Origin of the sequence: Neolewinella agarilytica, assembly GCF_900110645.1 — a bacterium.
Lineage (GTDB): Bacteria > Bacteroidota > Bacteroidia > Chitinophagales > Saprospiraceae > Neolewinella > Neolewinella agarilytica.
Genome location: NZ_FOFB01000031.1, coordinates 23,373 through 48,607, shown reverse-complemented (window position 1 = coordinate 48,607; position 25,235 = coordinate 23,373). Strand labels below are relative to the sequence as shown.

At 53.1% G+C, this 25,235-nt stretch carries 20 protein-coding genes; 11 read left to right on the top strand and 9 right to left on the bottom strand.

Annotated elements, in window-relative coordinates; translation table 11 throughout:
• Positions 1–36: 36 nt before the first annotated feature.
• A complete protein-coding gene (locus BM123_RS20780) occupies positions 37–735 on the bottom strand; it encodes a M48 family metalloprotease (RefSeq protein WP_090172524.1) in 699 nt (232 codons plus the stop codon).
• Positions 736–828: 93 nt separating this feature from the next.
• Positions 829–1,683 carry a hypothetical protein gene (locus BM123_RS20775; protein ID WP_090172522.1) on the bottom strand — a complete coding sequence of 285 codons (855 nt, stop codon included), beginning with the start codon at positions 1,681–1,683 and terminating at the stop codon, positions 829–831.
• 88 nt (positions 1,684–1,771) lie between these two features.
• On the opposite strand from BM123_RS20775, the gene BM123_RS20770 reads away from it, so the two are divergent.
• Positions 1,772–2,341, top strand: a complete 570-nt coding sequence (locus BM123_RS20770; protein ID WP_090172520.1) for a DinB family protein — start codon at positions 1,772–1,774, stop codon at positions 2,339–2,341.
• Between the two features lie 58 nt (positions 2,342–2,399).
• Entirely contained in the window at positions 2,400–2,930 is a 531-nt protein-coding gene (gene rfbC, locus BM123_RS20765; protein WP_090172518.1) for a dTDP-4-dehydrorhamnose 3,5-epimerase, read from the top strand.
• Between the two features lie 9 nt (positions 2,931–2,939).
• On the opposite strand, the gene BM123_RS20760 is transcribed toward rfbC, so the two are convergent.
• A complete protein-coding gene (locus BM123_RS20760) occupies positions 2,940–3,836 on the bottom strand; it encodes a glycoside hydrolase family 16 protein (protein WP_175489495.1) in 897 nt (298 codons plus the stop codon).
• A 64-nt stretch (positions 3,837–3,900) separates the two neighbouring features.
• Here BM123_RS20760 and BM123_RS20755 point away from each other — a divergent pair, with 64 nt between their 5' ends.
• The 5 genes from BM123_RS20755 (at position 3,901) to BM123_RS20735 (ending at position 11,832) form a co-directional block, all read left to right on the top strand.
• A complete protein-coding gene (locus BM123_RS20755; protein ID WP_139212008.1) occupies positions 3,901–5,046 on the top strand; it encodes a glycosyltransferase in 1,146 nt (381 codons plus the stop codon).
• 14 nt (positions 5,047–5,060) lie between these two features.
• Positions 5,061–5,750, top strand: coding sequence for a 5-oxoprolinase subunit PxpB (pxpB, locus tag BM123_RS20750; RefSeq protein ID WP_175489494.1), 690 nt, complete (start codon positions 5,061–5,063; stop codon positions 5,748–5,750).
• On the top strand, positions 5,735–6,625 hold the full coding sequence (locus tag BM123_RS20745; protein WP_090172511.1) for a 5-oxoprolinase subunit C family protein: 891 nt from the start codon (positions 5,735–5,737) through the stop codon (positions 6,623–6,625). Before pxpB ends, BM123_RS20745 begins: the two co-directional genes overlap by 16 nt.
• Positions 6,626–6,678: 53 nt before the next feature.
• Positions 6,679–10,638, top strand: coding sequence for a caspase family protein (locus BM123_RS20740; RefSeq protein WP_090172509.1), 3,960 nt, complete (start codon positions 6,679–6,681; stop codon positions 10,636–10,638).
• Positions 10,639–11,004: 366 nt separating this feature from the next.
• Positions 11,005–11,832, top strand: a complete 828-nt coding sequence (locus tag BM123_RS20735) for a DUF2306 domain-containing protein (protein ID WP_090172507.1) — start codon at positions 11,005–11,007, stop codon at positions 11,830–11,832.
• Between the two features lie 4 nt (positions 11,833–11,836).
• Here BM123_RS20735 and BM123_RS20730 read toward each other — a convergent pair whose 3' ends face one another.
• From BM123_RS20730 to recN, 5 genes are all read right to left on the bottom strand, one after another.
• Complete coding sequence (locus tag BM123_RS20730) at positions 11,837–12,436, bottom strand: dioxygenase family protein (RefSeq protein WP_090172505.1); 600 nt, start codon at positions 12,434–12,436, stop codon at positions 11,837–11,839.
• 151 nt (positions 12,437–12,587) lie between these two features.
• Entirely contained in the window at positions 12,588–12,848 is a 261-nt protein-coding gene (locus tag BM123_RS20725; protein WP_090172504.1) for a hypothetical protein, read from the bottom strand.
• A 154-nt stretch (positions 12,849–13,002) separates the two neighbouring features.
• Positions 13,003–13,887 carry a hypothetical protein gene (locus BM123_RS20720; RefSeq protein WP_090172502.1) on the bottom strand — a complete coding sequence of 295 codons (885 nt, stop codon included), beginning with the start codon at positions 13,885–13,887 and terminating at the stop codon, positions 13,003–13,005.
• A 599-nt stretch (positions 13,888–14,486) separates the two neighbouring features.
• On the bottom strand, positions 14,487–17,588 hold the full coding sequence (locus BM123_RS20715) for a VPS10 domain-containing protein (RefSeq protein WP_090172500.1): 3,102 nt from the start codon (positions 17,586–17,588) through the stop codon (positions 14,487–14,489).
• Positions 17,589–17,736: 148 nt separating this feature from the next.
• The gene (gene recN / locus BM123_RS20710) at positions 17,737–19,398 is read right to left on the bottom strand and encodes a DNA repair protein RecN (RefSeq protein WP_090172498.1); all 1,662 of its coding nucleotides are present in this window, start codon (positions 19,396–19,398) and stop codon (positions 17,737–17,739) included.
• Positions 19,399–19,710: 312 nt separating this feature from the next.
• On the opposite strand from recN, the gene BM123_RS20705 reads away from it, so the two are divergent.
• The 3 genes from BM123_RS20705 to BM123_RS20695 all read left to right on the top strand — a co-directional run bounded on the left by BM123_RS20705 (position 19,711) and on the right by BM123_RS20695 (position 22,100).
• The gene (locus BM123_RS20705) at positions 19,711–20,193 is read left to right on the top strand and encodes a hypothetical protein (protein ID WP_090172496.1); all 483 of its coding nucleotides are present in this window, start codon (positions 19,711–19,713) and stop codon (positions 20,191–20,193) included.
• Between the two features lies 1 nt (position 20,194).
• Positions 20,195–21,148 carry a DUF368 domain-containing protein gene (locus BM123_RS20700; RefSeq protein ID WP_090172494.1) on the top strand — a complete coding sequence of 318 codons (954 nt, stop codon included), beginning with the start codon at positions 20,195–20,197 and terminating at the stop codon, positions 21,146–21,148.
• Positions 21,149–21,302: 154 nt separating this feature from the next.
• A complete protein-coding gene (locus BM123_RS20695) occupies positions 21,303–22,100 on the top strand; it encodes a shikimate dehydrogenase family protein (protein WP_217642199.1) in 798 nt (265 codons plus the stop codon).
• Between the two features lie 96 nt (positions 22,101–22,196).
• Here BM123_RS20695 and BM123_RS20690 read toward each other — a convergent pair whose 3' ends face one another.
• Positions 22,197–24,329 carry a GNAT family N-acetyltransferase gene (locus tag BM123_RS20690; protein WP_090172491.1) on the bottom strand — a complete coding sequence of 711 codons (2,133 nt, stop codon included), beginning with the start codon at positions 24,327–24,329 and terminating at the stop codon, positions 22,197–22,199.
• 355 nt (positions 24,330–24,684) lie between these two features.
• Here BM123_RS20690 and pyrR point away from each other — a divergent pair, with 355 nt between their 5' ends.
• Complete coding sequence (gene pyrR, locus BM123_RS20685) at positions 24,685–25,227, top strand: bifunctional pyr operon transcriptional regulator/uracil phosphoribosyltransferase PyrR (protein ID WP_090172489.1); 543 nt, start codon at positions 24,685–24,687, stop codon at positions 25,225–25,227.
• Positions 25,228–25,235 lie beyond the last annotated feature (8 nt).

The following is a 25,235-nucleotide window of genomic DNA, read 5'->3' as shown; positions in this document are numbered from 1 at the left end:
AGCGGCCCTGCTGAGTTTGATTAAGGGCCCAAAACATTACTTAGCAAATACGCTTTCGCCACGTTGCAAATAGTACCCCAGTAGGGCTACCCGGTCCCAGCCGGACGGATGAGAAAAACTGGCGGGAATCAGGTGTGTAGCCCCTTCCTGCTGCAGTATATAGCGAGCCGCAGCCCGAATCTGAGCTGGTTGATACCCCGCTTTGAGCATAAATTCAGCTGCTCGCTGATCAGCCGAAACTTCCCACTGCTGGCGGTAAGTAAGGGACTGAAACAGATGACGCTCGGTTTCCTGCATGGGGTCAGTCCGCAGTAAAAACGGGCTTCGGAGATCACCGTGGGCAAGTTCATGAGCGATCAGTAATGCCAGGGCTGGTTCGTAATCATGTAGTTCCTCCCAGGCCTTAACGCTTACCCAAATCAGGCGGCTCGAGCTACAGGTCATGGCATTAATGTAGGATTCTCCTCCCCGGTTACGAATTAACTCGACAGAATAGGTGTCCGGAGCCTGTCCGGCAGCTTCTGCAATATCTTCAAAGAGGTACAGTAAATGGCGACGGGCTGTATGGTGAACGAGTTCATACTCCGGGTCGAGGGCACAGCCGCCGTAGGATTCTTCGGTATGCAGCTCACCGTAGCCAGCGAGCTGCTTTATCGACGGCGGATGGTCCGCAACTGTTAAAAGAAATAGTACGGAGGCCACCTTGATCAGGTGGTGAAAAATCAAAGCTCTCATCAGGTTTCGGTTTAGGGGCGTAGACAGGAATAAAGTATGACCCTAAAACCGATGCATCACTCTTAAAAATTGCGGCTTAGCCGTTAAGAGAACTTAAAAGTGACGGGTGCGGACGTAAAACTGTTTATCCCTGACACCAAATGCCTTAACGAGAAGCGGGCTAACAACTACAATCACGTCCCGCGGGTAAATCTGATCCGGGATGGGAGCGACCACGCGGGCATAGATAATCTTACGACTGCGGGGATCTTCAATTTCGATGATACTATTCACCGGTGCCGTTCGGTGAAGCGCCATCCATTTATTGGCGTCTCCTTTTCGGGTCCAGGCGGCTTTCCCATTTTCGGAGATCATTTTCTTTCCTTTCGTACGGGCTTCCCAGAGGTTACGCAGTCCCCGGTTACGCCGGACGTAAGGGTCTTCAATTTCTCCCTGTGCCTGTTCGGGAATTCCGTCGAGCTTCAGGTAACCGATAATGATTACCTGCCGGGCGGTCATTGCCTGTGGATTTAAGCCAGGATTCAGCGCCATCAGCGAGCTTTCGTTGTCTCGTTTCAGCGTACGCCGGGTGAGCCCGAACAGCGTCTCTCCTTTACTCATCCGGTACTTAACCGGCACAAACCAGGCCAGGCTGTCTGGTGCGGGTAGTGGCCGCACCAGCTTCGTCGGAATCGGGACCCTGACTTTATCACCCGATTCGTACTTAGCGCGCAGCTTGGGATTAAGGTGATAGACATCTTCCAAACTCAGGCCATAAAATTTGGCCGCTCCGAAAAGCGTTTGCCCGTTTGCCAGGTAATGGTCAAACAGGACTTGCCCGGAGGCGACGTCGTTGTAAAGCAACATCGTGTCATTCGGGAGCAGGAAGTACAGGCTGTCTCCGGTTTGCTGCGCACGAGCGCAAAAACCGAGTCCCAGCAGAAGCAGGGTAAAAACTACGCGTTTCAAAAGAGCAGGGATATTTGGATCAGTAAATAAACGATGGCAAGATACATCGGAAAGCGCATTAAGCATCGATCAAGTTATATTTGCCTCCATGAAAACGATTACTTTCTCCCTTGCCCTCCTTTTGGGGGGCTTTCTCTTATTGATTGCAGCCTCACCGTTACAGGCTCAGGCGGAAGTGGACTTTCCTGCCCAGAAAGAATGGAAGGAAAAATGGAGTAATTCTTTGGCCTACACGCTGGAAGCGCTGGCGGCCATTCCTGATTCTTCGTTGCACTACCGGCCTACTGCCAATCAGATGTCGGTGCAGGAGCAGATTCAGCACATATCGGGTAACGTGTACGGGCTTAGCCGTCGGTTTCTGGGCTACGAGCCGGAGGGGTTTGACGAAGATGCTCTGCGGGAACTCTTAGCCGAGGAGGACCTAAGCCGTAAAGAGCTCATCTCTATGATTACGGACGCCTACGCCTTCGGCACCGCTGCCGTTGAGAGCCTGCCAGCGGCAGGCTGGGAAGAGATGGTGCCCAACTTTTTTGCGGGGCCAAGAAGTAAAAGAGTAATCGTTTACCTGCTGCAGGACCATGCCACCCACCACCGGGCTCAGTTGCTGATGTACCTGCGGATGATGAACATTAAACCGCCCCGCTACCGGGGCTGGTAGCCCGACGGCTTTCGGCTCACCCAGATCCACCTTCAAACTGCATCCCAAACTATCCAACGTGCCCTTTCATTCTACCCCTATTTCCGGCTTACAGTTATTTGAACCCCGAGTTTTCGGAGACAAGCGTGGTTACTTTTTCGAGTCTTACAACCAAAAGACATTTACGGAAGCAGGCATCGACAACACTTTCGTTCAGGACAACCAGGCGCGCTCTCCCAAAGGCATATTGCGGGGATTACACTTCCAGACTGGTGACAGTGCGCAGGCAAAGCTCGTGCGGGTAATTTCCGGTGAAGTTTTTGATGTAGCGGTGGACATGCGCCCCGGCTCCCCTACCCTTCATCAGTGGTACGGCACACGATTGAGCGGAGAGAACCAGCACCAGCTGTTTATTCCTGCGGGATTCGCACACGGCTACCTGGTCTTGTCAGACACGGCTTTATTTGCCTACAAATGTGATAATTACTACAACCCTGCAGCCGAGGGGGGCCTTCGTTATGACGACCCTGCCCTTGGCATTGAGTGGCCTGAACTGGAAGTCGATTTCCTGGTAGCGGAAAGAGATCTGGAGTGGCCCCTGCTGGGCTAACTTCAGTTTTTACTTCTGAAACACCCTTACGTAATCGATGTACATACTTGCGGGAAAATTCTCAGGCTTCAGTTCCCCTCCCGGACCACGCACACCTCCTACAGAAACGTTGGCTACCATATAAAATGGCCATTTGAAGGGATAGCTTAACCCGCCGGTCAACGAGACAGCATCGTAGGTCCAGTATACCTCTCCGTCGACACTAAACTCCAGCCTTTCAGGCGTCCAGAGACAGCCGTATACATGGAAATCAGACTCGGCTGTCTTTACAATTTTTGAACCGCCCAATTGAGATTTCTTTGACCAGTAATTCAAGGGTGTCTGTACCGCACAACCGACAACGGTTGGAAACTTACCGTAGTGCTCGACCAGATCAATTTCACCTGCTTTAGGCCAGCCGATTTTAGAAACCGTATCACCTACCATCCAGAAAGCTGAGCGCATTCCTTCCCCCGAAGGAAACTTAGCTCTTACCTCAAAGTAACCTTCTTCAAACATAGCTTTTCCCTTACTCACCAAACGGGTACTGGTAAAAGCATTTCTTTTGGTCTTTTCCACCAAAGCAGTAATTCTCAGCAGGCCATCCGCCACACCAACGTTATCCGGGTCAGCGTCCTGATAGAGCTGCAGCTCTTTGGCCGTCCAGCCATGACCGCCGCTCTGGTAGCCCCAGTTTTTCTCGCTGGGCATGGTGCCTTCGTTGAATTCATCACTCCAGACTAATGAATAGCCGGCCGGAGCGTAGCCTTTAGTATCCGCTGGCGTAACGCTTGTAGAAGCAGCGGTAGCCGAAGAAGAGGTAGATGGAGTGGCTGGCGAGGCATCCACATCGCTGCCATCCGCTTTACAACCAACGAGTAGCAGACAACAAATAGAAGACAAAAAGAGAATGGTGCTAAGCTTCATGGATTGAATATTTTGGGAGGACAAAGGTAGCATTTACATTTTTTGCCTATCATTGATCGTCAACATGAAAATACTCATCATCAGTCCCTGGTTCCCGAACCGCGTTCATCCGCAGGACGGGAATTTTGTGCAACAGTTTGCGGCCATAACGTCCCAGGAGTATGATGTCGAGGTTGTTTGTGTAGTAGCAGATCCTGACATTGAAAACGGTCGTACGGAATTGGTGATTCATGAGGAGGCCTATGGTCGTCTGGTAATCGTGTATTACGGGGGCGACGGCGCGCGGGTGCAAAGAATCTGGATGAGGAGCAGAGCCTGGCGGCAGGCAATCGGTGAGCTTAAGAGTGTGCCGGACCTGATCCATGCTCATGTATTGATTGACGGTGGCATCGTGGCTGATCGTCTGGCCCGAAAATGGAATATTCCGTGGGTACTGACGGAACACGCCTCCCGCTTTCTCCAACCCTGGCCGAAACTACGATTACCAGAGCTGGTCATCGCCCGGCGGGCGGCCCGGCGGGCCGACTGGCTGCTACCCGTAAGTCCAAGCCTGCAACGCGGCATGGAACAAAACGGAATTAGCGGTAGATATCGCACCCTGGCTAACATTGTGGACGAGACGGTGTTCCGGCCTGGCCCCGTGGACAGTGAGAGGCCCCATACTTTCCTCCACGTTTCCTGCTTTTCAGCTAACAAAAACGTGGAGGGCATTCTCCATGCTTTCAAAAAACTGGCCAATGAGGAAGAGAATGTTCACCTGGTTTTAGCGGGGCATCCCCCGGATGAGACGCTGCTGGCGCTGGTCCATTCTCTGCACCTGCGTCCGCGCCAGATAAGCTTCCCTGGCTACCAGCCCATCGAAGAAATTGCCGCCTTGATGCGACGGGCAGATGCCTTCGTGCTCAACTCTGACGTTGAAACCCAAAGTGTCGTGCTACTCGAAGCCATCATCAGCGGACTCCCCTGCATAAGCACCCGCTGTGGTGGCCCCGAAGACATACTGACGACAGACAAACTGGGGATACTTATTCCAAAAAGGGATGTGCAGCAGCTATATTGGGCCATGAAACAATTATTCGACACTGGCCGGCCGGACCTTGCTGACCGGCAAAACCGCCAGCAAATGGCGCTGGAACGGTATGGCCTGAAGCATACGCAAGCCAGTCTTCAGGAAATTTATCAGAGCCTTTTCAGTACTGCTGATCAATAACCAAAACTTATCCTTTGCGACTCCCACGTGAAATAATTTCCTACGGTCCGACGGCACTGCTCCTTAATTGGGAACAGCTCATTTCTCCCGCCATAAGCTCGGCTGTACACCGCTATACCGCAGCTATAGAGCAGGTTCGGGGTGTTCAGGAATGCATCCCGGCCTATGCTTCGTTGCTCGTTTGTTTTGATGCCCAACAGATCACTCCCTACCAGCTGAAAGAGATCATTTTCACCTTACAGCCGGAAGAAGTGGAGGCCACAGGCATCCGACATGAAATCCCCGTTTGCTACGAACCTTCCTTAGCGCCTGACCTGCTCACGGCGGCAGAGACGCTGGAGCTGTCGACGGATGAGCTTATTGGCCTGCATACGAATAAGGACTACCTGGTTTATCAACTTGGCTACCAGCCGGGCTTTGCTTTTCTGGGAGAAACGGACGAGCGCTTAGCCATTGATCGCAGGGCAAGCCCCCGCCGTTCCATTCCTGAGGGATCTGTTGGGCTGGCGGGTCGCCAAACGGGCATCTACCCCACTGCCGGACCCGGTGGATGGCAAATCATCGGTCGCTGCCCCTGGCCCATGTTAGGGGACGGAGACGATTGGTCGCGCCTGCAGGCCGGTGATCAGGTTTGTTTCTACGCCATCGGGCCGGACGAATTTCATCAACTTCAAAAAACAGCAGCCCCATGGCCAGTACGCTAACGATTCAGTGCATCCGGCCGGGAGGCGGTGCCTACGTAGTGGATGGCGGCCGGCCGGAGAGCCGGCATCTCGGCGTCACCTCCGGCGGCCCGGCCGATGGCCGGGCCATGCGGGCAGCTAACCACCTCCTCAACCGCTCCGCTACCGCTACCTGCCTGGAAATGACGCTCGCCGCCGGGGAATGGCTCCTGTCGGGCAAAGGGCAAATCGCCATGACCGGTGCCGACATGAACTGGCGACTGAACGGCCAGCTGATCTACCCCCACAGTGTGTTGTACATCGACGGGGATGCGCTGCTGACCGGCACCACCACCCGCCGGGGGATGCGCAGCTATCTGGCCATCCGTGGAGACTGGGATTTACCCACCCGGCTGGGCAGCCGGGAAACGGGGCTGCCCGGTATTCCGGCCGTCAGCCAGGGTTGGTCCGCCCGCATAAGCGCCCAGGGAGAAGCCCCTTTTCAGTCCGATTTAGAAACTAATCGCTTCTGGCCGGAGGAGGTTACTGTCTTACCCGCCATTCCCGGCCCGGAGTTTGCGTTACTTTCCGCAGAAGTACGGAAATGGCTGCTGAAGACGCCATTCCTGGTGGATCGGGACAGTAACCGGCAGGGCATTCGACTGAAGGCGGGAAGCTTGCCCCCTGAAGCTATTCCCAGCCTGATCAGTTCGCCCGTGTTGCCCGGTACGGTTCAACTCTCCCCCGTGGGGCCGATCCTTTTGGGACCCAATGCGCAGACCGTAGGCGGTTACCCGCGCGCGCTATTGGTGGCGGATTCTGATGCGCTCTCGGCTGCTTTTCAGCAGGGGATTGATGAGGAAATACGTTTTAATTTGGTTGCAGCAGGGTACCTTTCTTTTACTTCATCAAATTGATCTACTGAAATCGCCCCGTTGGCCCTCCTTTAGCCTAACTGACTATTTCCCATATGAAATCATCTGTCTTTTTTCTTCTGCTATTTTCACTGCTTGCTCCCCTACAGGCACAAAAGCCACAGCTTGTCATTCCCATTGGCCACACGGAAGCCGTCACAGGAGTAGACTTCACCCCCGATGGCAAGCATCTTATCTCGGTAAGCGCGGATAAAAAGGTCAAAATCTGGAAACGGAGTGGTGAGCTCGTCCGAACGCTAAATCACCACCAGGAGGCCATCAGAGATCTGGTCATTTCTCCCGACGGGAAATACTTTTTCACCAGCACGCTCAAGCAGGGTATTCTCTGGGATATGGACGGCCAGGTATTGAAAGATGACTTCAGAACACAGAAAGGAGATTTTTTCTCTCCCGATTCTTTCTCTCCGGCTTTCTCCCCACGGGGCGATTGGTTAATTGTCTACGGTACGGAAGGCTTAGTGCTTTATAACCTATTAGAGCAGAAAGCATCTCCTCTAAAAATCGAAGGCAGCCGCCCGGGGCATTACCAATTCTCTAAAGACGGAAACAGCCTTTTTGGCTTTCAGGGGGGCATTTTGAAGAAGATCGATTTACGCTCCGGGAAAGCAGAAAAAATTGCCCGGATGGGTAAATCCAAGGATTTTGGGGGAATAGACTTTTTTCTTTCTCCGGAAGAAAACACAGCCTATTTCCTCCTGCCCAACGGCGGTGTCACTGCCGTAGATATCCGCAGAGGAAAGCAAAAGCCTGAGCGTTTAGGTGCCCTCGGTGATATAGGATATTGGTATACCTACCAGGCCATGACCCAGCAAATCATCTGGAGTAAATGGCTCAGTACACCAAACGGTCGCAAGGTGATGCTTTCCACCTCCAACGAAAATTTATTGTACGCCCCAGCTGAAGGTAAGCTGAAGCCCCTACCCTTTCCGGGCAAAGCCAGTTCTTCCGCTCCCACCCCTGAAGGAATGCAAGCCCTGAACTCGCAGAACTTCGCCCACCCTTACGCTTTTTCCCCTGACGGTCGCTATCTGTTAGTGAGAACCCAAGCCAATACGGAAGCCATCATCATGGACCTGGAAACTGGAAGTGTACTCAGCCGTTTCCATGGCCTGGGTGTTCCCTTCACCTATACTGGTCCTGCCAGCTTTCTTACTTTCTCCTCCTCTTCCATTAACTTTTCTCCCGTAGCTGAAGAAGTAGTGGTGGGTAAGCAGGATGGCAGCCTGCGGATTGTTGGCTTCGATGGAAAGCAACTCAAATCTTTTGAGCAAGGAGCCTTCAAAAAAGTGGAATGGATAGCTGAAGACTCTACAAAAGACAATCTGCTCCAACTACTAATTAACGATGGTGTCGCGGAAGCCTACTTTCACCGGCAGTGGGACTCCATATCCATGGACCTGCTCGATTGGCAGGACATGAAGGATACCCTTTACCCGCTCCCCACCGCTACACTGGATATTCGCAACGCCAGCCTTAAGCCAACGGGCGTAGACTCTACCCTTTTCAATAGCAATGAAAATGATTTCCAAATTAATGCCCAGGCCAGCAATCAGGATGAAAACGGACTACTCTCTGTCTACGCCATCGAAGACCCCAACATTGAGATTCAAAAGAAAAACATTAATCCTGGCTCTTATTGGACTTACGGCGTTGGTGAGGTAACCGTTGGCGGAGCTCGCCCATTTATTTTTTTACCGGACCTATCCGTCTCTGATGTTGGTCTAAGCGACGATCAGGAGCTTCTCATTGTTTCCAATTCCTACCGTCAACCTGAAGTTTGGGAATTGGCCTGTCTGGCGGCTGAGCTCGAAGGAGCACAGGAGTTTTTTTGGGGTGAGATATCCAGCCAGACGGATGAAGCTGGTAAGAAAGTCAGTACCCGTGAAAGGAGCTACGACTATAGATCAAATGAAAAGATCGAAGAACATCGTAATCTGGCAGCGTCCTGCCTGATCAGCACCATTAACGTACCGGTTCAGTCTCGTTTCCAAGCAACTTCCACTACTCATGGCGAGGTCCTCTTCTCACAAGGGAACCGGCTTTACCGGAGTAATCTCGATGGGTCCGGGCTGGACTCCCTCCTCGGTCATTCACTTGGGGTAATCGGAGCAAAGTATATACTCGATGATCGTTTCATCATCAGCTGGTCAGAAGATCATACGGTAATCCTCTGGAGTGCCGGAAGTAGAAGCCCTCTGGCGACTTTGTTCTTCCTCAACGACAATGACTGGATCATCACTAGCCCCAACGGTCTTTTTGATGCTTCGCCCAATGCCATGAACAGTATGTACTATTCCATTGGGCTGGAACTCTTGCAGCTCAATCAGTTGAAAGAACGCTACTACGAACCGGGTTTACTCCAGAAGCTGCTGGGCTATTCCAACGAGAGCATTCGCCCGGTAGAGGGCTTTGATGAGGTCGACCTTTTTCCGGAGATCATCGCCAACATCGACAAGGGGAGTCTCCACATTGAGCTAAAGGAACGCAACGGTGGCATTGGCAAAACAAGCGTGTTCATCAACGGTAAGGAGGTGGTTGAAGAGGCCAACCCATTTCCAGGTTCAGGTGACGGCGTACGTCCGGTAAAAATGGATATTCCTCTCGGGCAGTTTCGCCGCTATTTTATTAGTCATCCGGATTCCACCAACGTAATATCCATCCGGGCCTACAACGAAGAGGGGTGGCTCAAAAGCAAGCCTTTTCAATTACCCTACCGCCCGCCTTCCAGCAAGGGGACGTCTGGCAACCGGACCGGATCGACCGGCTTCGTCGGTCAATACCGCCCCAAAATGTATGCCATCACCATCGGGACCCGGGATTACAAAGGCGAAGACCTCGACCTGGCCTACCCGGATAAAGACGCTCTGGCCATGGCCATTGCGATCCGGGAAACCGCAGCTGCGCTGTTCAACGACCGGGACGATATGGGTAGCGGAGACAGCCTTGAAGTACACTGCCTTTCTACCAGCCCCCTGGACGCCGAAGAGCTCCAGGGGCGTGGTATTTCCTGGAACCTCTCCAGCAAAAAGAATATTGAGAAAGTCTTTCGGGACATTGGCAGTCGAGCCAAGGCCGAAGACGTTATCCTCGTTTATTTTTCCGGGCACGGGATGGCCTACGGAACGGCGGATCAGGCGCAATTTTATTACCTGACCCGGGACGTGGCGAATGGGAACCTGTCAGACAATGCCCTTCGTCAACAATTTGCCATTTCCACCAATGAGATTACGGACTGGCTCAATACCATTCCCGCCCTGAAGCAAGTCCTGATCGTCGATGCCTGTAATTCAGGAACGCTGGTGGATGAAGTGACCACAGGCGGCACGAAGGACCTTAACTCCGATCAATTACGGGCATTAGAGCGTATGAAAGACCGGACGGGGATGTTCGTCATTTCGGGCAGTGCCTCCGACAAGGTGAGCTACGAAGCCAGCGAATACGGTCAGGGGCTACTCACCTACGCCCTCTTGCAAGGGATCATCGCCAGCGGAGGCACCCGCAAATACATCGATGTGATGACGCTCTTGCAGTATGCGACGGACGAAGTCCCCCGGCTGGCGGCCACGATCAACGGCATTCAGACGCCGCGACTGGGCATTCCGGCCAACGCCGCCAGTTTTGATATTGGCATTGCGGATCAGGCGCTGGACATCCCGATCAGTAAGATTAAACCGGTGATGATTCGCAGCACCTTCCTCAACGGCAGTAGCTACCGCGACGACCAGCAGCTGGCCACCTTACTGGAGGACGAGTTCCGCAAAGAGTCCGAGAAAGGCTATAAAGCCGACCTGTTGTACGTCAACACCAGCGTTTATCCCGGGGCGTATTCCATTAGTGGGATCTATGAAGTGTCCGATACGGGCATGATTACCCTCTCCGCCAAGCTTTTTAAAGACGAGGAGCTGATCACAGACCTGGAAGTTCCAACCATGGATTCAGCCAAAAAGCTGGTGAGATACCTGAAGCGGGCGGTGGAAAAAGCATTGGTATATTAGGGCGCGGCGCGTGGGTGCAAGGGAAAGGTTAATGAGCGCGGTGTGGACTGACCGGTCAGGGCAGGTCATCGTAAGTCTCCGCTCATCCAATGTCCAGGACCGCGATAATTTGGTTTGCGCCCAGGGAATCAGTGTACCCACTTTGCTCCACTACCCATCACTGCATCCTGCGGTAGCGCCCGGAAGAAAGACCAGCAATAAAAACCCAATCATGATCAAGGCATTCATTAATCGAGGAAGCCTTTCCCTCTAAGATTAGTCATTGGCCCAAAGTGCAGCAATGCGTATTCTCCATCGCCCCATCCCATCGGCTGCACCGCTTTGCCTGCCGGGATTATGTACTTTTGGTAACCCAAGTCTCCTTTTATGCTAAGCTCTACCGAGAAAATCAAAAGAAGCCTGCCAGAGAATCTGCTTCACTATGCGAGCGTTTTTCTGGTTACTACCGTCTGGGCCAGTACACTCGTGTTCGGAGTTTACATTTTGATTTTTTATGCCCTGGCGTATTTTAACGGGAACACGGCCCAGTGGAACAGTACCCTTCCGGGCCTTTACGACCCCGAAAACCCCGGCTCTACGGCCGGCATTGCCATCCATTTTATCTCCGGAGGTATCATTCTGATGTTAGGCTGCTTACAGCTGATGGAGGGCGTCCGAAAGCGGTATCCGCTTATCCATCGGGTGGCGGGCCGCGTGTACGTGCTGGCCTCCATTTTTGCCGCCCTGGGCGGGCTCACGTTCATTGTCCTCAAAGGTACCATCGGCGGCAGCGTGATGAACGTCGGCTTTGCCGGCTATGGTCTGCTCATGCTTCTGGCCGCCGTGCAAACCATCCGCTACGCCCGGCAGCAGCAGTTCGACCGTCACCGCGCCTGGGCCCTGCGTCTGTTTGCCCTGGCCATTGGCTCCTGGCTTTACCGGATGGATTACGGCTTTTACATCGGCTTCGGCGGCCGGGAGGGGCACACCGAATTTTTCCGGGGTTGGTTCGATTACTTCATGGATTTCTGGTTCTATCTGCCTAATCTCGTAGTGGCCGAAATTGTTATCGGCCAATACGACTTCTTTAAGCGGCCGGCGGTGCGGGTAATCGGAGCCGGAGCAATTTTCCTGGCGGGATGTTTTTTGCTCTTCGCCAGTTATATTTTTATATCGGACTATTGGGGGCCGGCGATTATGAATGGCTTGAGCTAAGCACCTATCCGACCGGCATTAAGTACAGATCCAGCCGGACCTCCGAAAGCCCCTCTTCGTTCCGGTAAATATCCAGAATGCGACGTTCATCCCAGCGGTATTTGATCCAGTTATTGGGTTTAATTTTGCTATCGCCCTTGAAGTATAGCTGAGTAGCGAGTCGCTCATAGCCCGCTACATTGTCCACGAGGTAGTGAATGTGTTTGGGGCGGCCGCCGTAGGGCGGCGGCACGAAGGTTTTAAACCAATAGGCACCGTTTTCGTCCGTTGTGATTTTACCCCGGCAGCGAAAATCGGCTGACACCATGTCGTAGTTTTTCTTGTGGTCACAGTGCCACAGATCGATGTCCACGTTTTTCAGCGGAGATTTGCAGTCGGCACCAAAAACCTGTCCAACTACCCTGAGCGGCATCTCCTTATCGTTTCCCGAATAAGTCAGGTCATGCCTGCGGGGAGCTCCTTCCCGAAAAAAAGGGCCCAGCATATCACTGCTCGTAGCACAGTCCGTAGTGAATTTTCCGTCTTCTTTTACTAATTTAAACCCGGCTGCAGAGACCGCAAAGGCACTGAGGCCGAGTACTTTAATAAAGCTTGATCTTTTCATGGCGGGTGGCGTTGTGGGTCTCTGAAGAGGTAACTTCTACCCTAAGCGGATATTGCCAGGTCGGTGGATTTAACATTCAGCAGTAGTGGTTTCCGGAAGCCCTCATTAAGTCCGGGACGGGAACTCTCGTAGCTCTTCAATTTGCTATCTATCACCCCCACCCCAGCCAAACCGAATACCCAATAGCCAGTAACACGCCCACCGGTCCCGTAAGTAATGTTAACCAGCCCATTACAAAACAGGCGTAAAGCAGGCCGCCGATGTCCCGCCCAAAGCAGTTGCAGGGATGAGCGTTCCCTTCATCTACGCGGCAGCCAAGCCATTTGCCGACGGCACCGGCGGAGATAGCCAGAAGCAGCGGTCCGATGCTGAATAAGAAGATAGCCAGGTAGATGAGGATGGTTTTTATCATTAAAGCCAATTTTCTGAGCTACGCTCTTGTACAATGTTGAAAGCCCTTCCACCCAATCTCATTTCCGAATCTAGCAGCCCGACAATTTCGAAGGAGCTGGGATCGCTTTTAGCCCAATAATGGATTACTCCATGCTCTTGCCTTCACGTCAGTCTCACATCCCTTGTAGTACGTATCCACTCTTTCTTAAAAGCTCATACTTTTCTTTAGTCGTGGCGACAAGGTAGAATGTTTGGTCTGGGTCTTTAAAAATATCCACCATGTAAAGGAATACTTCACTATTCACTTCTTCAAGTAACTTATTGGTTTCGAGTAAAATAGTAGTATCTATCCAGTCAGAAGTGATTTTCAGTTTAACGACTTTCCTTACCCCTTTACTTTCTATGGCGAAACACTCATATCCGTCCTCAAAAAATTGTTCTTTGACAATCAAGTCTAATGTTTTTTCGAATACTGATGCTATCTTTTTCAAAAAATCCAGGTAGCATTTGGCATCCCAAAAATGCTCTGCATCTTCACGGACAACTAAGTATTCCCTACCTAAAATTTCGTCAATACTCATCTGATTGTCCTCTTTACTATTATCTCCAGAGTCTTGATTTTCGTTCAATACCTGCTCCGACTCAAGTCTTTTAAAAATGCCATAATCAGGCTTAAGATTATGATCATAAAACATATACTCGATCGAAGATTCATCATTTTTAATGAATTTCACTGTAGGGTCAATCAATTTTACTGCTATCTGAGAAACGCCCATTTCGGCAGGATAATCACCTGATGAAGCCTTGATAGCTCCCCTTATTTTCTCAACGTGTACGTCTTCGAGCAGTAACTGAGACTCATTACCTTTAAAAACAGCAAGGGTTTTACTGAAATAACTAGCAGCCGCTGGCACCAGAAGAATAGTCAACGATTCAATAATGTCTTCAAGCAATTCCTCCGCACTAACATAACGATCGTAATTAACCACTAAAGCAACAAAGGCTCCGCTTCCTTCTTGAAGCAAACCAATATTATTCCATTTTTCGGCAATCATCATTTTACGTGAGAATTATATGTATTAAAAACCAGACTGATCCGTGTGTGGGCTGAAGTTCATGTCACTTATTTGACGCTATTTACCGGTAGAAATCCCACTCCCCGCGGGCAGGGGCTTATGAAAACACTCCGCGTTTGTAGTCAAAACCTGGCGTGCCTCAGACCAGACACAGAGTACACCCTATGCTTAGAACCTATTTTACGGACTCCGTCTTTCCCTTACCCGCTACTCCACGGTATACCAGCAGCATGTTAACCACCAGGACCGCAATGCCCATGGGCAACGGGGGAAGCATACAGGGCAATTGCAAGCTCTCCGCCAAGACGCTAAAGGTCCCTTAAGCAAGGCAAAGCGGACCTCGAAGCGTCCCGCAGTATTGCGGGACCTTCGAGCGTCCGCGTTACCCAAGCTTGCGATTGCACTTGGGAAGCATAGCGATTATCCTGGTATTTGACCGTGGCACCAGTCAGCCGCTGAAGCCGCGACTACTGTGGCATCAGCTACAGCCGATTGCCGGCATGCGCAGTGCTAACAATACAACAGCGGTCTGCTTCGCAGACAACTTTCGGAGCAGAGCTCCTCATCCAGGGACAGTGGACTTACTTCCGTGCATCCTTCTTAGCTTCCGGCACGGCGATCACCTTCACGCCCTGCTCCAGGATCATCTTGTTGTACTTAGGTACTTCCTCGGAGAGGATACGGCGGTAGCTTTCCAGTTCTTTGTCGATGGCCTCGGTGAGCTCCGCCTTGACGGCGTAAGCGGCTGCCGTTGGTTTGTAAGTGCCAATGCCGGTGAGGCTGTTGAGGTGGGCGAGCTTGTTCGTCAGTCGAATCGGATAGTTGAGGGGGTCCTGCCGGCTACGGTTCTTCGTTTGGTAGAGCGCCTCCTCGACTTTAGTGAGTCCGTCGATAATCAGCTTACCTTGCTCCTTAAGAGCTTCGTCTGCATCCTGCGGTAAGCGCCCCTGGAAAGTTTTGATCTGATCCCGTACGCCCCGTAAGTCGAGGATTGTCTGGTGGGCTTCGGAAGTTTTGTCCTGTACTTCTTTCATGAAGCTGAACTGTGCCTCCCGATCTTCATCACTGGCCGTCACCCGAGGATCGGCCTTAACGACGAAATCCTGAAACTGCACCTCATCCCCATGTTTAAGCGTCACTCTATACTCCCCGGGAAGAGCCATCGGCCCGCCGGAACCGGCCCACCAAAGTACCATGCCCGGAACTTTCACGCCATCCGGATAAGAAAGGTTCCAGTTGATGGTTTGGCCGCCCGCTTTGAGTTCCAGCATGTTTTCTTTATCGTCAGAAGACCAGCTGCGAATCTCATCTCCGCCTTCTCCGTATTCCATTACGCTTAGCGTGAACGGTACGGTGTCTTTTGCGGCCTCCTCGCTAAGCCAGATATGAAAGTTCACTCCACCAGGGTGGTTCTTACCCGCAGTACGACTTTCCCGACTGCTGCCGCCCATCCGCCAGGCGTCAACCGGGTCGTAAAGGTGAAAGCCCGCAGAAGCGTCTACCTCGCTAAGCTGCTTGAGCACCGTCATATCATCCAGAATCCAGAAGCTCCGCCCCTGGGTGGCGAGGATGAGGTTATCGTCCTTAATGGTGATGTCCGTAATTGGCACCATCGGTACATTTTGCTGGAAGGGGCGCCAGCTTGAGCCACTGTCAAAGCTGACGTAAAGACCAGACTCCGTACCCGCAAAGAGAATATTTGGCGCGCCGGGGTACTGGCGGACTACGCGGGTGAAGTGATCGCGGGGAATGCCCGAATCAATCCGGTTCCAGGTCTTGCCGTAATCTTTGGTGTGGTAGAGGTAGGGGGTGTAATCGCCAGACTTATAACTCGTCCCGGCGATGAAAAGACCTCCCGTAGTAGCATTATCCACTTCCACGGAGTTCCACATAATGTATTTAGGCGCGCCCTTGGGGGTTACGTTATCCCAGTTAGCGCCATTGTCTTTAGAAACATGCACGAGTCCGTCATCTGAAGCTGCCCAGAGGAGGCCCTTTTCTTTATGGCTTTCGCAGGCGGCGAAGATGGTCGCGTAGTACTCAACGCCCGTGTTATCCTTCGTGATCGGGCCGCCGGAGGAGACGAGTTTATCGGCTTCGTTGCGCGTCAGGTCGGGACTGATGATTTCCCAGGTCTCGCCTTCGTCGGTACTCCGGTGCAGGTGCTGGCTCGTCGTGTACAGCACATCCTGATCATTGGGGCTGAAGAAGATCGGGAAGTTCCACTGGAAGCGGTACTTCATGCCTTCCGCTCCATAACCCATCGGGTTATCGGGCCAGACGTTGACGGCGCGCACCTGATTAGTCTCATGATCGTAGCGCGTCAGGAAACCGCCGTAGCTACCGCCATAAACGATGTCCGGGTTCTTGGGGTCCGGTGCAATGTGAGCGGATTCACCGCCTGCCGTACTTTCCCAATCGGATTCACCGATAGTACCACCGTCAGTACGGTGGTAAATGCGGACGGTTGAATTATCCTGTTGAGCACCATATATACGGTAAGGGAAAGCATTGTCGGTCGTTACGCGGTAAAACTGGCTGGTGGGTTGGTTGTGGTAGGTAGACCAGTTTTCTCCCTGGTCAAAACTTACCTGGGCACCACCGTCGTCGCCAATGATCATTCGCTCATTGTCCTCCGGGGCAATCCACAGATCGTGGTGGTCGCCGTGCGGAGCATTGTTACTTTCGAACTTGCGGCCGCCGTCGGTGCTGTGGTGGTAGCTTACGTTGACGACGTAAACGCCATCGATATCCTGCGGGTCTGCGTAGATCCGGGTGTAGTACCAGGCGCGCTGACGCAGTGCGCGGCTGTCGGAGCGGGCACTCCAGGTGTCACCACCGTCGTTGGAGACGTAGACGCCTCCCTTATCATTTTCGATCAGGGCGTAGACGCGGTTGCCGTCTACGGGGCTGACGCTTACGGCATTGATGCCCCAGAGGCCTTTAGGGAGGCCCTTGTTTTCACTAATGTTGGTCCAGGTCTCCCCTGCATCGGTGGAGCGCCAGAGGGCGGAGCCTTCTCCGCCACTTTCGAGGCTGTAGGGTGTCCGACGAATCTTCCAGGTGGAGGCGAACATCACCCGGGGATTTCCGGGGTCGATGCTGAGGTCTACGGCTCCGGCTCCGGCGTTGGCGAAGAGGACGCGCTTCCAGCTCTTACCGCCGTCGGTGGATTTATAGATGCCCCGTTCCTGACTGTCCTTAAAGAGATCGCCCATCACGGCGGCATAGACGATGTCCGGGTTCGTTTTATCGATGCGGATCCGGGAAATATGGCGGCTGTTTTTGAGACCGATTTGTTCCCAGCTCTTCCCGCCGTCGATGGTTTTCCATACGCCGTAGCCATAGCTGACGTTGCCGCGTACGGTTTTCTCTCCGCCGCCGACGTAGATTACGTTGTTATTACTTTCGCTGACGGCAACGGCACCGATGGAGCCGCCGAAGAAGCCATCAGAAATATTGGTCCAGGTCTGACCGCCGTCCTTCGTTTTCCAGACGCCACCGCCAGAACTGCCAAAATAATAAAGCATTGGCTTGCCCGGAACACCCGTTACGGTACTGGAGCGTCCGCCCCGGAAAGGGCCGATATTTCTAAATTCAAGGGAGGAATAAAGGGCTTCGTCCTGCGCCTGCAAATCAAACGAAAAGCAAGCCAGGGTAAGCAGAAAAGCTAATAGTCTCATGGTATGTGTGGTTTGGGTGCCCCAATATAGGATTTTTGGGCGACGGGGCGCGGGTGCAGGGGGGAAGGTGGAGGGGCAAGGTTGTGGATTCTTCCTTGCCGACTAAAGTCGGTGCTGCCCTACGAAGCTCTCCGAGCTGGTAAACGTTTTACCCCTCAATCAATTCCCGCGCATTTTTCAAGGCCGAGTCACTCGGCGGGTTCTGACTCAGCATCACGGCGATGGAGCGAATGCGCTCGTCCTGATCGAGCTGACGGACGCGGGTGATGGTGCGCTCTACGCCTTCTTTGTCCTGTTTGTAGACAAAGAAATGCCGATCCGCCCGACTGGCCACCTGTGGGCTGTGGGTAATAACGACAACCTGATGATGTTGGCTCAGGTCCGTCAGGATACGGCCCATCTTTTGCGCGACGTCTCCGGAGACACCGGAGTCAATCTCGTCAAAGATCAGCGTGGGCAGCTCCATGGCGGAAGCGACGAGGGACTTGGTGACCAGTGCCAGCCGGCTCATCTCGCCGCCGGAGGCGGCGGATTTGATGGTTTGCAGGCGGCCACCCTTGTTGGCGGAGAAAAGGAATTGCACTTCGTCCAGGCCGTGCGGCCCCGGTTGTTCCAGTGGCTGAAAGTCAACGACGAGCTGCGCATTCTCCATGCTCAGGTCCGCCAGCTGCGAACATACATTGGCGGTGAATTCGGGAGCTACTTTCTGTCGTCCCTTCCGAAGGGTTTTGCCCCGCTTCAACAAAGCAGCGGTTAGCTTTTCCTGTTCCGATGTTAGTTTGTCTAATTGTCCGCCCAGGTCGGCAAAGTGCCCCAGGCGCCCCGATAGCTCTTCGTGAATCGTTAGTAGTTCTTCTACGGATGTAACGGCGTGCTTCGACTGCAAACGGTAAATCATGCTCAACCGCTCTTCCACCTCTTCGAGGCGTTCGGGGTTAGACTCCGCGTCATCTCCGAAGCTTTCCAGGTCGGTGGCAACCTCGTCAAGTTCGAGACGAATACCCTCGAACCGATCGTAGATGGCCTTCAGGTGGCTGTCTCCGTCAGACAGCGGCGCCAGCCGCTGGGATAGGGCCATGAGTTGATTAGTGATGGCGTTGTCATCTTCACAGAGCAGGTGAAACGCTCCGGAGGCTAATTGCTTAATCTCATCCGCATTGCTCAGGCGATGACGTTCCCCTTCCAGTTCGGATTGCTCTCCGGCAACGAGGCCTGCTTCCTCGAATTCATTTACCTGAAACTCCAGGAATTCCTGTTCCCGACGAGCCTGCGCCTGCTCCTCGTTCAGCTGCCGAAGCTGGCGGCGAACCTCCTGCAAACGGCTGAATTCTTCGCGGTAAGCTTTTATCGCGTCACGCTGGCCAGCCAGTGCATCCAGCAACTCCAGCTGAAACTCCGCATTATTGATGTAGAGCGTGTCAAACTGCTGATGCAAATCAATTAGCGTAGCGCCTAACTGCTGTAACACCTTCAGATTTGTGGGCGTATCATTGACGAAGGCGCGGCTCTTTCCGGAAGGGGTGATCTCCCGGCGGATGATTAATTCCGCATCATAATCAAGGTCATGCTTTTCGAAAAAAGCCTTCAGCTCGTAAGCACTGATGGCGAAACGACCTTCAATGATACACTTAGCGTCCGGGTTGAACAGCGTTTTAGAATCCGCCCTGCCGCCCAAAATAAGGTTGAGCGCTCCCAGGACGATGGACTTACCCGCACCGGTTTCCCCGGTGATGATGCTTAGCCCTTCCGCAAAGTCGAGCTGCAATTCCTCGATGATCGCGTAGTTGCGGATGTGGAGGCGCTGTATCATGCCATTGTTTTGTTGGAAAAACACAAATTTACAAACGGTTACGGGAAAAATGCTTCCTGCGGGAAAAATAGTGCGTGGGTTGCTGCTACTTCCACAGTGTGTCCGGTCAGATCAAAGTTCTTATTGCTGGTTTTCGAACGGAGAAACAGACGCTGCTCCCTGAATCCAGCGGCAGAAATATTGCAGATTTAGGGTCACAGCATCATTTTACAGTAAGATAGTGCATTTAGTTATCCACACTTTTTGAAATCAAATAGAATGACCGAGTCTATTATAACTAAGTTTGCACCACCAAAACAATGATATCCGCTTATGCGTGCCCTCTGCTTTTTAGTTCTTTCTTTGCTCCTCGCGTCCTGCGCCACCGATCCTGCTGGCAACTGGTCTGAGTTGGATCTTACGGCTTACAACCTTCCCGTGAAGATTATGGCTCCGGACAGTGCCAAAGTCATCTCCTCGAATCTGTCCAGCATCATGCGTGATGTTACGATTAAGAGCGAGGAGGATGACTACTCCATTCAGATTCTGGCCAGTCAGGCCAGTACTAATGATATGACTCGCCTGAAAGCCGAGCAGCTGGAACTGGTAAGAGACAACCGATACTTCAGCAAGGTCGTCCGGGAAGAAGACAATGGATTCATTTTTGAGAATCAGATTGACTCCACCTCTATTTTTGGCTTCCGCTACATCATTTACCAGGGCGACCAGGAATTCGTCTTCCAGAACGGCTTCGATGCCACCTATGGTCTGGAAGCCATTGAAGCCATGTACTCCGCCGTTAAGCAAAAGAAATAATATGAATCTCTCGATCATTCTTAAGGGTATGGCCATGGGCATTGCTGAGGCTATCCCTGGTGTCAGCGGAGGCACCATTGCTTTCATTACGGGCATCTACGAGCGGCTGCTCGATGCCATCGGCGGCATTTTAGGCCCAAAGGTGGTGGCTTCCTGGCGCACAGAAGGTATTGCTTCTGCCTGGACAGCTGCTGATGGAGGCTTCATTCTCCAACTGGGCATCGGCATGGTGGTTGGGCTGGGCATCGCCGTATTCAGCATTACTGAATTACTGGAGATGTATCCGCCGGTCGTCTGGGCCTTCTTTTTCGGGCTCATCATCAGCTCGGCCATCTACGTGGCCCGACAGATCGACAAGTGGAGTATTCTCTCCGTCCTCCTCCTCATTTTTGGCACCGCCAGTGCTTACTTCCTCACGACGATCAACCCCATGTCCGGCAGCAACAGCCTCATCTTCGTTTTCCTGGCGGGTATGATCGCTATCTCGGCCTTGATTTTGCCGGGCATTTCCGGTTCCTTCATTTTGCTGTTACTGGGCATGTATACTGTTGTTATGGAGTCCGTTCGCAGCCTGCTATCCGGTGACACCGGAGCTTTGGTTCTGGTCGCCACTTTTGCTTTCGGTTGCCTGATCGGTCTGGCCGTTTTCAGCCGGGTACTCTCTTACACCTTCAAGACCTTCCCGAATCAGACCCTGGCTTTACTGACGGGCTTCATGCTCGGCTCCCTTAATAAACTATGGCCCTGGCGGAATGCCCTGACCACCCGGCTGAACAGCAAGGGAGAGGAAGTGCCCATGCTGGAACAAGCCGTTTTGCCAGCCGACTACCTGGGGGAGAATACCTTTGTTCCCGCCGTTATTATCGCCTTTATGGCAGGACTGGCAATCGTCTTTGTACTGGATCGGTTTGCGCCGAAGAAGGACGAAATGGACGTGCTGGAAGAAACCTTGTAGGGCGCAATACCGCAGGTGCCGTGGGGAGGATGAAGAGCAAGGCTGGATGGCTCCGAGCCTCCGGCCCGAAAAAACCATCGCTATCGCTTCAGGTTTCTCGATCCGACCGCCTACGCCGCCTGACACATTTTTAAAACCAAAATTATTTCTCACCGTGACCTACGGACTAATCGGCTACCCCCTCACCCATTCTTTCTCAAAGGGGTACTTCACGGAAAAGTTTGCTGAACTGGGGCTGGCAGACAGCCATCAGTACCTCAATTTTGAGATGGAGGATGCAGTCGGCTTTTGTTCTCTTCGGGAGAAATACCCTGACTTAAAGGGGTGCAACGTCACCATTCCGCACAAGGAGTCCATCATGGCCTACCTGGATGAGATTGACCCCACCGCCGCCCGCATCGGGGCGGTGAACTGCATCCGCTTCGACGAAAATGGACAAACCATTGGCTTCAACACCGACTATAAAGGCTTTCAGCAAGACTTTCTGCAGCAGCTGCGAGAACATGACTGGACGGCCAGGGCCTTTGGCCTGCCCACTAATGATGATCTGTTAGAGACCTTCCTGGAAGAAACCAATGCCCTGGTGCTGGGAACCGGAGGAGCTTCCCTGGCCGTTCACGAAGCCCTCCGGGAACTGGGCATCACCACCATGGCCGTCAGCCGCAGGGCCGGTGAAGACCGGCTCACCTATGCCGACATCACGCCCGAGCTAATCCAGGACTATCACCTGATCATCAACACTACGCCGCTGGGTATGTACCCGAAGGTAGACGCCCGCCCGGAACTCCCCTACACTGCCATGGGGCCTGCACACTATTGTTACGACCTGGTGTATAATCCGGCGGAGACCCTCTTCCTTCGCCTCGCCCGCGAAGCGGGCGCAGGCACCGGCAATGGCACCGGAATGCTGCTGCATCAGGCGGAAGCCGGTTGGGCGATCTGGAATGAGTAGAGGCCGTTGGCCTTCGTGGGTGGTCCGAGACATCGGATGGACTTTTGCCGACTTCGTCAGGCAAAAGATGCATCCGATGGACCGTCCCAGATCGGTTTAGTGCATCCGCCGCAGCTTATCCAAGAGCACGGCTACTTTTAAATTAAGCCGGTTACCGGCATCGAAGAACTGTCCATCGATGATCACGTGGCCCTGGTCCAGTCGCGTTTCTTTCAGGGTAGTGAAAGTAGCAGCGCCGGCGGGTTGCAGAACGTTTTTCCAATAGATGCCGGAATCCGTTATGGCAAAACCGTTTTTGGCGGAGCTGATCAGGCTTTGATCGCAGATGAAGAAGATGCGTTCGTCTTTAGCAGCTCGCAGGAAAGACCGACTGGCGTTTTTCAGCGCCCGGGTGGGCATGGCGACAAAGTCGGTGTATACCTGTTCTGATTCACTGTCAAAGTCAAGATAATCCATGACCAAACGGAACAAGTCTACGGTGTCCCAATCAATGGATTGATACCGAAGCAGGCGCTGCGGCAAAACATGGTTACTGAGCTCGGCGGCTGTTTCCACAATGAAGTATTCGGCTAAATCAGCCAGCACATCCCGGCGTCGGTTCCGGGTAGCCCGGGAGGGCTGCCGCTCGTTGAGCCAGGTGGCCAGATTGGTCAGACTGCCATCCCGGACCTGCTGAAAAGCCGTGTTTTCTTCGAGCAGAGAGAGGTACTTCTTCAGTTTCCGCTCGCCAAAATAAGCCAGGATTCGATCCTGCAAGTGGTTCCTGAAAGCCTTTTTCAGTTCTGCCGGCGTAACGGTCTTTTTGAGCTTTTTGTCAGAAGCAGATGTAGTAGTCTCCACTGGAACGGGATCCGGCTCAGTGGGCTCATGCTTTGCCGTGAAAGCACTTGTATCGGCTCCCGGGTTGTCATTGACACTGGGAAGTTCTTCCAGCAGCAGCACTTCTTCCTCCGGTGCCTGCCCTCCGGCAGGCGTTTCAAGGGGGAGCTCATCAGGCTGCGGGTACCCGCAGTTGAAACAAAAGCGCGCTACGGCTGGTATCCGGCTGTCGCAATCGGGGCAATGCTTATGAGCGGGCTTTTTGTTGGGTGCGGTGGCCGGCTTCTCTTCGGCCCGCGATTCCGTAGTCGGCCGCTGCGTTGTGGCGGTGTTCGTGCCGGAAGTGGGCCGATCTTCTGTTTTGTTTGAAGCGCTTCCGCTAAAGGCAAACTCAAAAGAAGGCTCTGTGATGGGAAATGACTTCTTCGCCGCCGGCGCAGAAGCCTCCCTGTCAACTGTCTTTGCAGTCGTGGGTTCTGGCTGGGAAGATTTGGTTTCTCCGTAGTCAATCTCAAAGACGACTTCGGGGTGTTTGTTGGCGGGCTTACTTTCCTTACGGGCTGAGAAAGGAGACATCTCCGGGGCCTGCTTCGGAGCCGAGACCGTTTTTTCGGGAGAAGAAGGTTCTACGCGGGCGTTGACTTCCGCAGGACGGCCTTTCTTTGCGCGGGCACGGGCAATGAAGGCTTCCAATTCGGTGAGCTGGGCATCCGTCAGGCTGGATTCTTCGGGGATGATGCTATCCGGGTCCTCGACCTTGAGGGAGTTTACTCCGGTTTCGAACAAGGGTTCATCTTCAATACTGAGGTTATAATCTGGTAGTGGTTCGAAGACCGGCTCGTCCGAAGCCGTAGGAAAATCGAGCCAGGCATTGTCCAGCTCCCGGGCAGCGGGCTCGCTGGTGACCGGAGGAACAACTTCTTCGTAGGCTTCTCTTAATAAGAGGCTGCGGGGGATGGCGTGGTTACCGGCGGTTTCGCCGGTGTTGAGAAAGTCGTGTTTTGCAAAAAAAGCCAGGGCACGCTCGTTGTAATGGCGGACAGAAAGGGAGACGGCACGATCGCGGCCGATGAAATCGGTGGCCAGGTCGAGAAGCTCTCCGGCAACGCCTTTTCCCCAGAAGGCCCGCTTAACGATAAGCTGGACAATCTCGGCGTAAGCACGCGGACTGGCATCCACGATGATGTAGCCCGCCAACGTTTTGCTTTTCGGGTCGAGTGCTACAAAAACACCGTGGCTTTCCTGCCCCAGGGAAGAGATGACGACCGTACGGGCAGTCTCCACCATGGCGTCGTTCTCCGCCCGTTGGGCATCGGTAAGCCCCGGTTGATCAAAAGCCGGGAAGATGGCCTGCCAGACGAAAGTCTCGAGGTGGGCAAAATCGGATTCTCTTGCTTGACGGAGGATCATGAGTGAATTGGCTGCTGTTGGGGAAGGGGGGAGGTAGACTGTAGACTGTGGACTGTCGACTGTCCCTTCCTGTATTGTTACAAATATACAGCATTTAAACTTAATTGTTTTATTTATTCACATAAAAAACAATAAAAAAGCAAAGCTTCCTGCATTTGGTCTATTGTTTTGCTTTGGATTCCTCTTTCAGGAGCAGCCCCCCCTCAGCTGGCGACGGCACTGCTCCTCAAAACCTTCCCTTGCACCTGCGACCGCGCCTGAGTTTACCGGAAGGTTCCGGTGAACCTACTTGATTTCACAAACTAAAATCCTAATGGATTAACATTCTAAAACACTAATCCACTACCTTCGCCCCATGCCCGTTCTACGAGTCATCCACGATTGCGATCGCTTTGCGCTCACCATTGAGCGTCTTTGCCGCCACCTCATTGAGGAACATGGCGACTTTGCCAATACCTGCCTGGTGGGTGTTCAGACCGGCGGCGTGCAGCTCGCCGAACGTCTGCGGGACAAACTCACTCAGATGGGCGTCACCGACTATGACTACGGCAAGCTGGACATTACCTTCTACCGCGACGACTTCCGGACCGCCAAAGGGCCGCTAACCCCCCAGCAGACAGAAATTGATTTCCTCGTGGAGAACAAGCGGGTGATTCTGGTAGATGACGTACTGTACAGTGGCCGAACTACCCTGAGTGCCCTCACGGCACTTAATCATTTTGGCCGACCGGCTCAGGTGGAGCTGCTGGTAATGGTGGATCGACGTTTCCGCCGCAGCCTGCCCATAAAGGCCAATTACCGGGGTATCACCGTAGACAGTCTGCACGACGAGTACGTCGAAGTACAGTGGGCAGAAACACACGGCAAAGACCAGATTATCCTTACCGGCTCAGAATAATAACGGAA